We start from the raw sequence: 11,779 nt of genomic DNA on the forward strand, positions 1-11,779 counted from the left end.
CAAGCCTCAAGCTGCACGTAAAGGCAGTACGAGGTTTGCCCGGCTTAAGTGATCGTCTTGCGGCTTGCAGCTTGTAGCTTGCAGCTGCTGTAAAGAGGTTTTGAAAAATGGCTGAACGTCTGAACAACGACTTCCAGTTCATCGAAGTGGGCCGCAAGGACCCGAAGAAAAAGCTGCTGCGCCAGCGCAAGAAAGAGTTCGTGGAAATCTACGAACCGTTCAAGCCGCAGCAGTCCGTGGAACAGGCGCACCGCTGCCTGGGCTGCGGTAACCCGTATTGCGAATGGAAGTGCCCGGTACACAACTTCATCCCCAACTGGTTGAAGCTGGTTTCTGAAGGCAACATCCTGGCCGCCGCCGAGCTGTCGCACCAGACCAACACCCTGCCGGAAGTGTGCGGCCGCGTGTGCCCGCAAGACCGCCTTTGCGAGGGTGCCTGCACCCTGAACGACGGCTTTGGTGCGGTGACCATCGGTTCGGTGGAGAAGTACATCACCGACACCGCCTTCGCCATGGGCTGGCGCCCGGACATGTCCAAGGTCAAGCCAACCGGCAAGCGCGTTGCCATTATCGGCGCCGGCCCTGCTGGCCTGGGCTGCGCCGACGTACTGGTGCGTGCCGGCGTGACCCCGGTGGTGTTCGACAAGAATCCGGAAATCGGTGGCCTGCTGACCTTCGGCATCCCCGAGTTCAAGCTGGAAAAAACCGTGCTCAGCAACCGCCGCGAAGTCTTCACCGGCATGGGCATCGAATTCCGCCTGAACACCGAGGTGGGCAAGGACGTCACCATGGAACAGCTGCTCGCCGAGTACGACGCCGTATTCATGGGCATGGGTACCTACACCTACATGAAGGGTGGCTTCCCGGGCGAGGACCTGCCAGGCGTGCACGACGCGCTGGACTTCCTGATCGCCAACGTCAACCGTAACCTGGGCTTCGAGAAGTCGCCGGAAGACTTCGTCGACATGCAGGGCAAGAAGGTTGTGGTGCTGGGCGGTGGCGATACTGCGATGGACTGCAACCGCACGTCGATCCGTCAGGGCGCCAAATCGGTGACCTGCGCCTATCGCCGTGACGAAGCCAACATGCCGGGTTCGCGCAAAGAGGTGAAGAACGCCAAGGAAGAGGGCGTGAAGTTCCTCTACAACCGCCAGCCTATCGCCATCGTTGGCGAGGACAAGGTGGAAGGCGTGAAAGTGGTCGAAACCCGCCTTGGCGAGCCGGATGCCCGTGGCCGCCGTAGCCCCGAGCCGATCCCGGGTTCTGAAGAGATCCTGCCGGCCGATGCCGTGGTGATCGCCTTCGGCTTCCGTCCAAGCCCGGCGCCGTGGTTCGAGCAGCATGGTATCCAGCTGGATAGCCAAGGCCGCGTGGTGGCGCCGGAGAAAGGCAAGTTCAAGCACCAGACCAGCAACCCGAAAGTGTTTGCCGGTGGCGACATGGTGCGCGGTTCGGACCTTGTGGTAACGGCCATCTTCGAAGGGCGTACCGCTGCTGAAGGCATCCTGGACTACCTCGAAATCTGAAATCATTTAGATTTTGTATACAAAATCTATTGATCCAGGACATACGCATAGAGAAAAGGCACGGCAATGAGCCGTGCCTTTTCTTTGTGCGTCTGAGAAAATGCCCGCACTATTTTTCCGGATGCCGACATGACTGCCCTGAAGAACGATCGTTTCCTGCGTGCACTGCTCAAGCAACCCGTAGATGTCACCCCGGTGTGGATGATGCGCCAAGCCGGCCGCTACCTACCGGAGTACCGCGCCAGCCGCGCCAAGGCCGGTGATTTCATGAGCCTGTGCATGAACCCGCAGTTCGCCTGCGAGGTCACCTTGCAGCCGCTGGACCGCTACCCGCTGGACGCGGCGATCCTGTTCTCGGACATCCTCACCATCCCTGACGCCATGGGCCTGGGCCTGTACTTCGAAACCGGCGAAGGCCCGCGTTTCAAGAAGGTCATCAGCACCCCGGCCGACATCGAAGCGCTGCCAATCCCCGACCCACAGAAAGACCTGGGTTATGTGATGGACGCGGTCAGCACCATTCGCCGCGAGCTCAACGGCCGTGTGCCGCTGATCGGCTTCTCGGGCAGCCCGTGGACCCTGGCCACCTACATGGTCGAAGGCGGCTCGTCGAAAGACTTCCGCAAGACCAAGGCCATGGCCTACGACAACCCGCAAGCCCTGCACCTGCTGCTGGACAAGCTCGCCCAGTCGGTGACCAGCTACCTGAATGGCCAGATTCTGGCCGGTGCCCAGGCTGTGCAGATTTTCGACACCTGGGGTGGCAACCTGTCGGCGGCGGCCTACCAGGAATTCTCCCTGGCCTACATGCGCAAGATCGTCAGCGGCCTGATCCGCGAGCACGAAGGGCGCAAGGTGCCGGTGATCCTGTTCACCAAGAACGGTGGCCTGTGGCTGGAAAGCATTGCCGACGCCGGTGCCGACGCATTGGGCCTGGACTGGACCTGCGAGATCGGCGACGCCCGCCGCCGCGTGGGTGACAAGGTGGCCCTGCAAGGCAACATGGACCCGACCGTGCTGTACGCCAAGCCGGAAGCCATCCGCCAGGAAGTGGCGCGCATCCTGGCCAGCTACGGTCACGGCACGGGCCATGTGTTCAACCTGGGCCACGGCATTACTCCGGAAGTCGACCCGGAGCACGCGGGTGTGTTCATCAACGCCGTGCATGAGCTGTCGGCGCAGTATCATCAGTGATCTGAAGGCTGAAAACCCAAGCCCGGCCCTGTGCCGGGCTTTTTGTCGCATTAAGTTTTAATTCAGCGATCGTCGTTAATCTGGTCCCATCGAAACCCAAAAAGGACCCGATCCCCATGAAAGCACGTTATCTCGCCCTGATCCTCGCCCCTCTGTTCAGCACCGCCGCACTGGCTGCGAGCTATACCGGCCCCGGCGCCCAGTCGGTCACTACGGTGGCCGCTGCCAACGACGCTGCCGATGACACTCCGGTGGTGCTGCAAGGCTTCGTGACCAAGAAGATCAACAACGACGACAAGTACGAGTTCAAGGACAACACCGGCACCATCACCGTCGAGATCGATGACGAAGACCTGCCGCCTACGCCGTTCAATGACAAGACCAAGGTCAAGCTGACCGGTGAGGTGGAGAAGCACCTGATGAGCCGGGAAGTGGATGTGGATATTGTCGAGATCATCAACTGATCCGAGGGCCTATTCGCGGGTAAACCCGCGAATGGCCCTCAAGCCGTTTTCGGTGGAAGCTTGCTCAGGTGCAACGCCACCAGCAACGCCACCGCCAGCAAGCTGCCAATGAACAGCCCGATGCCATTCCAGCCCCACTGGTGCCAGAACACCCCGCCCGCAGTACCCGCCACGCTCGACCCGGCGTAATAGCTGAACAGGTACAGCGACGAGGCCTGCCCCTTGGCCTTCAGCGCCCGGCGGCCGATCCAGCTGCTGGCAACCGAGTGCGCGCCAAAGAAGCCGAAGGTGAACACCAGCATGCCTAAGATCACCATCGCCAGCGGGCTGGCCAGGGTCATCAGTAAGCCTCCCGCCATCACCACGATACTGGCCCAGAACACCTTGCGCCGGCCCAGCTTGTCCGCCAGTGCGCCGACCTGCGCCGAGCTGTAGATGCCAGACAGGTACACCACCGACAGCAGGCCGACCAGCGCCTGGTTCATATGGTAGGGCTCAGCCAGCAGGCGGTAGCCGATGTAGTTGAACAGGGTGACGAAAGCCCCCATCAGCAGGAAGGCTTCAAGGAACAACCAAGGCAGGCCGGCATCCTTGAAGTGCATGACAAAGCCGTCCAGCAGGCTGCGCGGGTTCATCGACTGTGGGCGGAAGTTGCGCGATTCGGGCAATACCTTCCAGAACACCAGTGCGGCCACCAGGGCCAGGCCGCCGATGGTCAGCATCGCCGTGTGCCAGCTGACGAAGTCGATCAGTACGCCAGTGATGAGCCGCCCACTCATGCCGCCAATCGCGTTGCCCCCGATGTACAGGCCCATGGCCAGGCCGATGTGCTGCGGGTGGATCTCTTCGCTCAGGTAGGTCATGGCCACTGCCGCCAGGCCACTCAACGACAGGCCGACCAGTGCGCGGGTGACCAGTACCAGCTCCCAGCTCGGCATCACTGCGCTGGCCAAGGTGGAGAGGGCTGCGCAAACCAGGGCAAAGACCATTACCGGCTTGCGCCCGATGCGATCAGAGATAGGGCCGGTGATCAACAGGCCGAACGCCAGCATGGCGGTGGCCACCGACAGCACCAGGCTGCTTTGCGCAGCGTTGATGGCAAATTCCTTGGACAACAGCGGCATCATCGGCTGAACGCAGTACAGCAGGGCGAAGGTGGCGAAGCCGCCGCTGAACAAGGCCAGCACGGTCTTCATGAAGGCGGGGGTGCCTTTTTCGATCCACATTTCGTTCAGGGGCGCAGGTTCTGGCTCGGCGGGAAGGGGGGCTACAGCAGTTTTCACGGGCGGGTACCTCTGGCGCAATGGAAAAAAGCATATAGCTGGCTAATGATTAGATCCAATATATTGTTCGACCTATTTGAGATGTTTTACGACCTGTTTGGAGCCGATCATGGAACTGCGCCATCTGCGTTACTTCATCGCCGTGGCCGAAGAGCTGCACTTTGGCCGTGCCGCGCAGCAGCTGGGCATCTCGCAGCCGCCGCTGAGCCAACAGATCCAGGCCCTGGAGCAGGAGCTGGGAGCTCGGCTGTTCGAGCGTACCAACCGTCGGGTGGAGCTGAGCGAGGCAGGGCGGTTATTCCTTGAGGAGGCGCGTCGGGTGTTGGCGCAGGTGGAGAAGGCGGCCGATGTGGCCCGGCGTGCTCAGCTGGGAGAACTGGGTGAAATGAAGATCGGCTTTACCTCGTCTGCGCCCTTCACCTCGAAGATCCCCAAGGCCATCCATGCCTTTCGCCAGCGTTTCCCGGCGGTGCACCTGAACCTCAAGGAAATGAGCAGCCGCGATGTCGCCGAAGGGGTGTTCGACGAGTCCATCGAAGTCGGGTTGATGCGGCCGATGCCGTTGCCTGAAGGTTTGCAGGTCACCGAGTTGTTTCGTGAGCCGCTGGTGGCAGTCATCAATGCTTCGCATCCGCTTGCCGAGGGCACTGAACAGGGTGTGCACATGGCGGCGCTGGCCCATGAGCCATTCGTGTTCTTCCCACGCAGTTATGGCAGCGGTTTGCATGCGCAGTTGCTGAGCCTGGCGCGTCAGGCAGGTTTCAGCCCGCACTTTGCCCAGGAGGCGGGGGAGGCGATGACCATCATCGGGCTGGTGTCGGCGGGGTTGGGGGTGTCGGTGTTGCCGGCGTCATTCCAGCGCATGCGCATCGAGGGGGTGGTGTACCGCACCTTGCTGGATGAAGGGGCGATGTCGGCGGTTTGGCTGGTGCAGCGCGAGCGCGGCAATTCGGTGATGGCCAAGGCGTTTGCCGAGCTGTTGACGGGGCAGGTGGTCGGCCAGGGCTGATGCCGGTCAAATGGCACTGGCCATTGCCGCAGTGCCGCCACATACTCGGGCATTCGTTGAAACACGGAGGTCAATCATGCGGCGCGTGGTGTTCAATCAGAAAGGTGGCGTGGGCAAGTCGAGCATTGCCTGCAACCTGGCGGCGGTCAGTGCCAATGAAGGCTATCGGACCCTGTTGATCGACCTGGATGCCCAGGCCAACTCGACCCAGTACCTTACCGGCCTCACCGGCGAGGACATCCCCATGGGGATTGCCGACTTCTTCAAGCAAAGCCTGTCCAGCGGGCCGTTCAGCAAGAAGAACAAGGTCGATATCTACGAAACCCCTTTCGACAACCTGCATGTGGTCACCGCCACGGCAGAACTGGCCGATTTGCAACCCAAGCTTGAGGCCAAGCACAAGATCAACAAGCTGCGAAAGCTGTTGGACGAGCTGGACGAGGATTACGACCGGATCTACATCGACACCCCGCCAGCGCTGAATTTTTACGCGGTTTCTGCACTGATTGCCGCCGATCGCGTACTGATTCCCTTCGACTGCGACAGTTTTTCACGCCAGGCCCTGTACGGCCTGCTGGCCGAGATCGAAGACCTCAAGGATGACCACAACGAAGACCTGCTGGTCGAAGGTATCGTGGTCAACCAGTTCCAGTCCCGCGCCAGCCTGCCGCAGCAGATGCTCGACGAACTGCTGGCCGAAGGCCTGCCGGTGTTACCGGTGTACCTGGGCAGCTCGGTGAAGATGCGTGAATCGCACCACGCCAGCCTGCCCCTGATTCACCTGGAGCCGAAGCACAAGCTGACCCAGCAGTTTGTCGAGTTGCATGATTTGCTGGAGGAGAGAGGTTAGACGTCTGTTAGGTATCAAGGCTGCCAGGTGCCTGGCGCAGCATTTTCGGCGCCTGTGAAATCGAGCGCCGCCCGCGCGGCGCTCGATGCCACAGCCGCCATCCTGCTAAAGGCATGCACCAGAAAACACACCTAAACCCCTTGGCTACGCACCCACTCCAGCAACGACTGAAGTGGAAACGCCCCGGCCTGGCGGCTGACTTCGCGGCCGCTCTTGAACAGCAGCAGGCTGGGGATCGAGCGGATGCCGAGTTGCCCGGCGAGGTTGCGGTTGGCTTCGCTGTCGAGCTTGGCCAGTCGGCAACGGCCAGCCAGCTGGCGGGCAGCCTGTTCGAAGGTGGGGGCGAAGGATTTGCACGGGCCGCACCAGCCGGCCCAGATGTCGACCAGCAGCGGCAGGTCGCCTTTGATCTGGCTGGCGTAGCTGGCTTCGGTGAGCTCGAAAGGAGTGCTCAGCAGCACGTCTTGTTTGCAGCGCCCGCATTTCGGGGCGTCACCCAGGCGCCCGGCGGGCAGGCGGTTGAGGCCGTTGCAGTGGGGGCAGGGGATTACCAGTGGGTCGGACATATCAATTCCTTGTATTGTTTTTGCGGGCCCTATCGCCGGCTGAGCAATCATCAATCAAGAAGAGCAGCTGATTTCCAGATGCTTGCCCCATTCCGGCGGTCGCTCAGCGTAGGCTTGCATGCCGGCTTGTTCCTCGAACGGCCTGGTCAGCACCTGATGCAACCGCCGCACTTCACTGTAATCCCCCGCTTCGGCCGCTTCGATGGCTCTCTGGGCCAGATAATTGCGCAGCACATACAGCGGGTTCACCGCATGCATCCGTTCACGGCGCCCTTCGGCATTACCGGGTTCACGCTCACAGCGGGCCAGATAATCTGCGCCCCAGGCATCGAAAGCGGCCAGGTCGATAAAATCATCGCGCACTAGGTTCAGCGCCTCGGCAACCGGCTGTTCACCCAGCTTTCGGAAGAACAGGCTGTAGTCCACACCACCCCGCTGCATGCACTGCAGCAGGCGCTCGACCAGCGCCATGTCGTCATCCTCGGCAGTGGTCAGGCCCAGGCGGCGGCGCATGAGGTCCAGATAATGGGCCTGGTACAGAGGCAAGAAAAGCCCCAGTGCCTCCTTCAGGGGCTCCACCTCGATCACCGTGGTCAGGGCCTGTGCCAGCGCGCTGAGGTTCCAGTGGGCGATGGGCACCTGGTTGGCGTAGCTGTAGCGGCCACGGTCGTCGGAGTGGTTGCAGATGAAGTTGGCGTCGAAGTCATCGAGGAAGGCGTAGGGGCCGAAGTCGAAGGTGATGCCCAGGATCGACATATTGTCGGTGTTCATCACCCCGTGGCAGAAACCATAGGCCTGCCAGCGGGCGATCAGTTCGGCATTGCGCTCGACGATGGTGCGGAACATGGCCAGGTACGGTTGCTCGGCATCCTGGCATTCAGGGTAGTGCTGCTGCAGTACATGATCGATCAGCACGCGCTGCTGCTCGGGCTGTTTGGTGTAGTAGAAGTATTCGAAATGGCCGAAGCGCACATGGCTCTGCGCCAGGCGGGTGAGCATGGCAGCGCTTTCGCGGGTTTCGCGCCATACCGGGGTGCTGGAGCCGACCACGCACAGCGCACGGCTGGTGGCAATGCCGAGGGCGTGCAGGGCTTCGGAGGCCAGAAACTCGCGGATCGACGAGCGCAGCACAGCGCGGCCGTCGCCCATGCGCGAATACGGGGTCTGGCCGGCCCCCTTCAGGTGCAGGTCCCAGTGTTCGCCTTTGTCGTTGAGCACTTCAGCCAACAGCAGGCCACGGCCATCGCCCAGGCGCGGGTTGTAGGAGCCGAACTGGTGGCCGGAATACACCATCGCGCGTGGGTCGGCTTCTTCCCACAGTTTGTGGCCGCTGAACAGCTCGGCGAACACCGGTAGGTCGGCCTGGGCGGGGTCGAGGTCGAGCAGCGCCATGGCCGACTCGCTCGCAACGACCAGGCGCGGGTCTGCGATGGGTTCTGGCAGGACCTGGGTAGAGAACGCATCGCCCAGGCGGGCGAAGCGGTTGTCGAAGGTGAGTTGGTCGAGGGCTTTCACGGGCTGCTCCTGAGATTCAGCACAGAATAAAGCATTCGAGCCCACTCAGGCCGGTGCAGTGCCATCCGGTTTGGGCTGCTCCATCGGAATCAACTGCTGTTTGCCGCCGTTGGGGTCCATCAGGAATACCTCGACCTGGCGCACCGAGATCTTGATGTTGTGCGCCTTGAACTCGCGGCTGATGTAGCGGTTGATCTCGTCCAGCGTCGGGTTGCGGTCGCCCAGGTCGCGTACGTGCATCCGCAGTTCGTGGTCCAGCGAGCTTTCGCCGAAGTTGAGGAAGTACACGATCGGTTCAGGGTCCTTGAGCACCCGTGGGTTCTCATGCGCACCTTTGAGCAGCAGGTCACGTACCAGGTCCAGGTCGGAGCCGTAGTCGATGCCCAGTTTCAGCGTCACCCGGGTAACCGTGTCGGTCAGCGACCAGTTGATCAGCTGGCCGGTGATGAAGGTCTTGTTGGGGACGATGATGTCCTTGCGGTCGAAGTCGGTGATGGTGGTGGCGCGGATGCGGATCTTGCTGACCGTGCCGGACAGGTTGCCGATGGTGATGGTGTCGCCAATGCGCACCGGGCGCTCGAACAGGATCATGATGCCAGAGATGAAGTTGGCGAAGATTTCCTGCATGCCGAAGCCCAGGCCCACCGACAGTGCAGCCACCAGCCATTGCAGCTTGTCCCAGCTCACCCCCAGGGTGGACAGGGTGCTGACGATACCGACGCCGACGATGGTGTACGACAACAGCGTGGTGGTGGCGTAGGCGCTGCCCTGGGCCAGGTTCAGGCGTGACAGCACCAGCACTTCCAGCAGGCCCGGCAAGTTGCCGGCCAGGGCGAAGGTGATACCGACGATCACCAGCGCACCCAGCAGGTCGCCAAGGCTGATCGGTACCATGCTGGCGGCGGCGCCGGTGCCGCTGGTGTATTCGTAGAGGACGAAGTTGTTGAGGTAGGCGAACACTGAAATCAGGTCTGCCCACACCCAGTACAGGCCGGCGATGAAGCCGCCGAGCAGGGCCAGGCGAATCAGGCGCAGCGATTGCTGGTTGACCTGCTCGATGTCCAGCGTCGGCTCTTCGGTGATGACTTCGCCATCCAGCCCTTCCTTGGCCGCCGCCCGCTTGCTCAGCGCCCGCTGGTAGGCCAGGCGCCGTGCCGCGACCGACAGGCCACGCACGAATGCAGCCTCGATCACCAGCCAGAACAGCAGCAGGTACAGGGTGTAGATCAGCCGGTCGGTGAGTTTCAGCGCGGTGTAGTAGTAGCCGAAGCACACGGCGACGAACAGGGCGATGGGCAGGGCGGTGAAGGCCACGCCCACTGCCTTGCGGAACAGTGAAGTGTCGCGGTGTGCCGGGCTGCTGAGCAGCAGGCGGCTGAGCAGCCAGGCCATCAGTGCGTAGCACGTCAGCACCACGCCGATCCCCAGCACGTCGTCGGCCAGCGCCGAGGGCTGGTGCTCGGCCACCGCCACCACACCGACCAGCGCCAGCACCACGGTCCCCAGGCGGCGTACCCAGCCGCGCAGGAATTCGACCTGCGGCTTGTGCCAGCGGAAGTGGATTTCGGCCACGCCACCGGGGGCGAGGATGCGGTAGGCGGTGTAGAACACCAGCCAGGCCTGGGCCAGTTGCCAGAGGGCGGCGCCCAGGTTGGCGTTCTGCCCGCGGGCGTCGATCTGCAGGGCGTAGCTGCACAGCGCCAGGCCAAGGCTGACCGGCATTGCCAGCAGGATATTGATGAGGATTGCCTGGGGCGTGTGCCACTGGCTGTCACGGCGGAAGTGGCCGATGTCCTGGTGCACCTTGCCCAGCCGTTGGTACAGGTACTTGCGCCGCCACAGCAAGGCGCCAATCACCAGCAGCAATGGCAGGAACAGCAGCGGGCGCTGGCTGAGACCGTCGGCCAGTTCTTTCAGGCCCGAGCCCCACGGCAGGTTGGCTACCTGGTCGGCCAGGCGCTCTGGCACATAGCTCAGCCAGTCCCAGTCCAGCGGCTTGTTGCTGGGGATCCAGAACATCTGCTCGTCGAGGGTGGTGCGCAGGCTCTGCGCGGTGCCCAGCAACTGCTTCTGATTGAGCTGCAGGGTGATCGATTCGTTCAGCAGCGCCGACAGCTCGCGGTTCAACCGCTCCAGCAGGTCGCTACGGTTGATGGCCACTTCCAGCAGGGCCTTGCGCAGTTGAGGCGTCACCTCTTCCTGCGGTTGGGCAGCCAGCAGCTTGTCGACGTAGGTGACCGGGCTGCTCATTTGCTCGCGCTGCTGGTTGACCTCGAACTGGTACAGGCGGGTGTCGGCGATCTGGTCGGCCAGGTCGCGGTCGACCTTCAGGTGCGGCAGGGTCTGCTTCTGCTTGTAGAGGATCTTGGACAGCAACAGGCTGCCCTTGAGCACGTTGATCTGCTCGTCCAGCGCCTGGTCGGCCTGGGTCAGGCTGTCCAGTTGCTGTTTGGTGCGCAGGTTCTGCTGGGTCAGTTCGTTCAGGCGGTCGGTACTTTTCAGCAGGTAGTCGGAAAGCTTGAGGTTAAGCGCGCTTTCGGTGGCCAGCAGGCTGCTGCCGCCGGCCTTCTGGGCTTCGATGGACTGCTGGGTAACCGCCTCCTGAGACTGGGCCAGGCGCTTGTCGTTGATCAGGGTCTGCAGGTCCTGGATTTCCTGCTCCAGGCGCGTAGCGCGTTCGATCAGCAGGTCGTGGCGGGCGTTCCCCAGGTCTTGCAGCAGGCTGTTGCCGGCCAGCTCCTGGCGGCGCAGCAGGGTCAGCGCATTGAGCGAGGCCAGCTCGGCATTGAGCTGGTTGCGCTGGTCGGCGTTGATGGATTTGCCGCCGTCCTTGCCGGTTTTCAGGATGTTGTTGATCTGCTGGGTACGGGCCTGGCTGTTGCTGATTTCGGCCTGGGCGCGTTCCGGGCGGGTTTGAGAATTGATGATCAGGCTATTGGCTTCGGACAGCGCCTTTTGCAGCTCGCCCTGTTGGGTGTTGCGCTCGCTGAGCATCTGCTCAAGCTGCGGCACGCTCAGCGTGGCATACCGCTGGGCGACGGGCTGGGGCTTGCTTTCCTTGAGCCTGGCGAGCTCTTTCTGGCTGTCGCTGGTTTCTTTCGGGGCCCCGGCCAGCTGCTGCTTCAGCGCGGCAAGCTTCTTCTCGCTGTCTTCCTTGCTGGCCAGCTGGCTCAAGGTCTGTTCGAGCACCTGCTGCAGGGCCTTCTGGTCGGCCTCAGGCAGCTTGCGCTCAGCGATCTTGTCGAGGCTGTTCTGGATGCTGGCGGTGGTCGGGGCCTCTGCGGCAGTGGCCGCAAAGGAAAGGGACAGGCACAGCCCGAGCAGGGCTGTGCGAAGGTACACGCGCAGGGACATAGGCAGACTACTTGTGGA

Annotated in this window: 9 protein-coding genes; 5 read left to right on the forward strand and 4 right to left on the reverse strand. The window is 62.3% G+C overall.

The window, feature by feature from the left end:
* Positions 1 to 107: 107 nt before the first annotated feature.
* The 3 genes from D906_RS07080 (at position 108) to D906_RS07090 (ending at position 3,184) form a co-directional block, all read left to right on the forward strand.
* Positions 108 to 1,526, forward strand: a complete 1,419-nt coding sequence (locus tag D906_RS07080) for an FAD-dependent oxidoreductase (protein ID WP_027614842.1) — start codon at positions 108 to 110, stop codon at positions 1,524 to 1,526.
* 129 nt (positions 1,527 to 1,655) lie between these two features.
* Entirely contained in the window at positions 1,656 to 2,720 is a 1,065-nt protein-coding gene (gene hemE, locus D906_RS07085) for a uroporphyrinogen decarboxylase (protein ID WP_019098287.1), read from the forward strand.
* Positions 2,721 to 2,836: 116 nt separating this feature from the next.
* Positions 2,837 to 3,184, forward strand: coding sequence for a YgiW/YdeI family stress tolerance OB fold protein (locus D906_RS07090; RefSeq protein WP_019098288.1), 348 nt, complete (start codon positions 2,837 to 2,839; stop codon positions 3,182 to 3,184).
* 38 nt (positions 3,185 to 3,222) lie between these two features.
* On the opposite strand, the gene D906_RS07095 is transcribed toward D906_RS07090, so the two are convergent.
* Positions 3,223 to 4,410 carry an MFS transporter gene (locus tag D906_RS07095; protein WP_202607039.1) on the reverse strand — a complete coding sequence of 396 codons (1,188 nt, stop codon included), beginning with the start codon at positions 4,408 to 4,410 and terminating at the stop codon, positions 3,223 to 3,225.
* Positions 4,411 to 4,576: 166 nt separating this feature from the next.
* On the opposite strand from D906_RS07095, the gene D906_RS07100 reads away from it, so the two are divergent.
* Together D906_RS07100 and D906_RS07105 are read left to right on the forward strand one after the other, a co-directional pair.
* Positions 4,577 to 5,476: a LysR family transcriptional regulator gene (locus D906_RS07100; RefSeq protein WP_025752284.1), complete on the forward strand. Its 900-nt coding sequence runs from the start codon at positions 4,577 to 4,579 to the stop codon at positions 5,474 to 5,476.
* A gap of 76 nt (positions 5,477 to 5,552) precedes the next feature.
* Positions 5,553 to 6,326, forward strand: coding sequence for a ParA family protein (locus tag D906_RS07105; RefSeq protein WP_019098291.1), 774 nt, complete (start codon positions 5,553 to 5,555; stop codon positions 6,324 to 6,326).
* A 131-nt stretch (positions 6,327 to 6,457) separates the two neighbouring features.
* Here D906_RS07105 and trxC read toward each other — a convergent pair whose 3' ends face one another.
* Genes trxC through mscK form a run of 3 tightly spaced genes read right to left on the reverse strand, consistent with a single transcriptional unit; the run spans position 6,458 to position 11,761 of the window.
* On the reverse strand, positions 6,458 to 6,892 hold the full coding sequence (gene trxC, locus D906_RS07110; protein ID WP_027614843.1) for a thioredoxin TrxC: 435 nt from the start codon (positions 6,890 to 6,892) through the stop codon (positions 6,458 to 6,460).
* Positions 6,893 to 6,946: 54 nt separating this feature from the next.
* Positions 6,947 to 8,407 carry a protein adenylyltransferase SelO gene (gene selO, locus D906_RS07115; RefSeq protein WP_016712482.1) on the reverse strand — a complete coding sequence of 487 codons (1,461 nt, stop codon included), beginning with the start codon at positions 8,405 to 8,407 and terminating at the stop codon, positions 6,947 to 6,949.
* Positions 8,408 to 8,452: 45 nt separating this feature from the next.
* Positions 8,453 to 11,761 carry a mechanosensitive channel MscK gene (mscK, locus tag D906_RS07120; RefSeq protein WP_025752287.1) on the reverse strand — a complete coding sequence of 1,103 codons (3,309 nt, stop codon included), beginning with the start codon at positions 11,759 to 11,761 and terminating at the stop codon, positions 8,453 to 8,455.
* Positions 11,762 to 11,779 lie beyond the last annotated feature (18 nt).

The organism is Pseudomonas sp. LAIL14HWK12:I1, from assembly GCF_003202095.1.
Taxonomy (GTDB): Bacteria; Pseudomonadota; Gammaproteobacteria; order Pseudomonadales; family Pseudomonadaceae; genus Aquipseudomonas; species Aquipseudomonas monteilii.

Coding starts and splice junctions, on each gene's coding strand:
- D906_RS07080 (WP_027614842.1), top strand. CDS start 108: ATGGCTGAACGTCTGAACAACGACTTCCAGTTCATCGAAGTGGGCCGC.
- hemE (WP_019098287.1), top strand. CDS start 1,656: ATGACTGCCCTGAAGAACGATCGTTTCCTGCGTGCACTGCTCAAGCAA.
- D906_RS07090 (WP_019098288.1), top strand. CDS start 2,837: ATGAAAGCACGTTATCTCGCCCTGATCCTCGCCCCTCTGTTCAGCACC.
- D906_RS07095 (WP_202607039.1), bottom strand. CDS start 4,410: ATGTGGATCGAAAAAGGCACCCCCGCCTTCATGAAGACCGTGCTGGCC.
- D906_RS07100 (WP_025752284.1), top strand. CDS start 4,577: ATGGAACTGCGCCATCTGCGTTACTTCATCGCCGTGGCCGAAGAGCTG.
- D906_RS07105 (WP_019098291.1), top strand. CDS start 5,553: ATGCGGCGCGTGGTGTTCAATCAGAAAGGTGGCGTGGGCAAGTCGAGC.
- trxC (WP_027614843.1), bottom strand. CDS start 6,892: ATGTCCGACCCACTGGTAATCCCCTGCCCCCACTGCAACGGCCTCAAC.
- mscK (WP_025752287.1), bottom strand. CDS start 11,761: ATGTCCCTGCGCGTGTACCTTCGCACAGCCCTGCTCGGGCTGTGCCTG.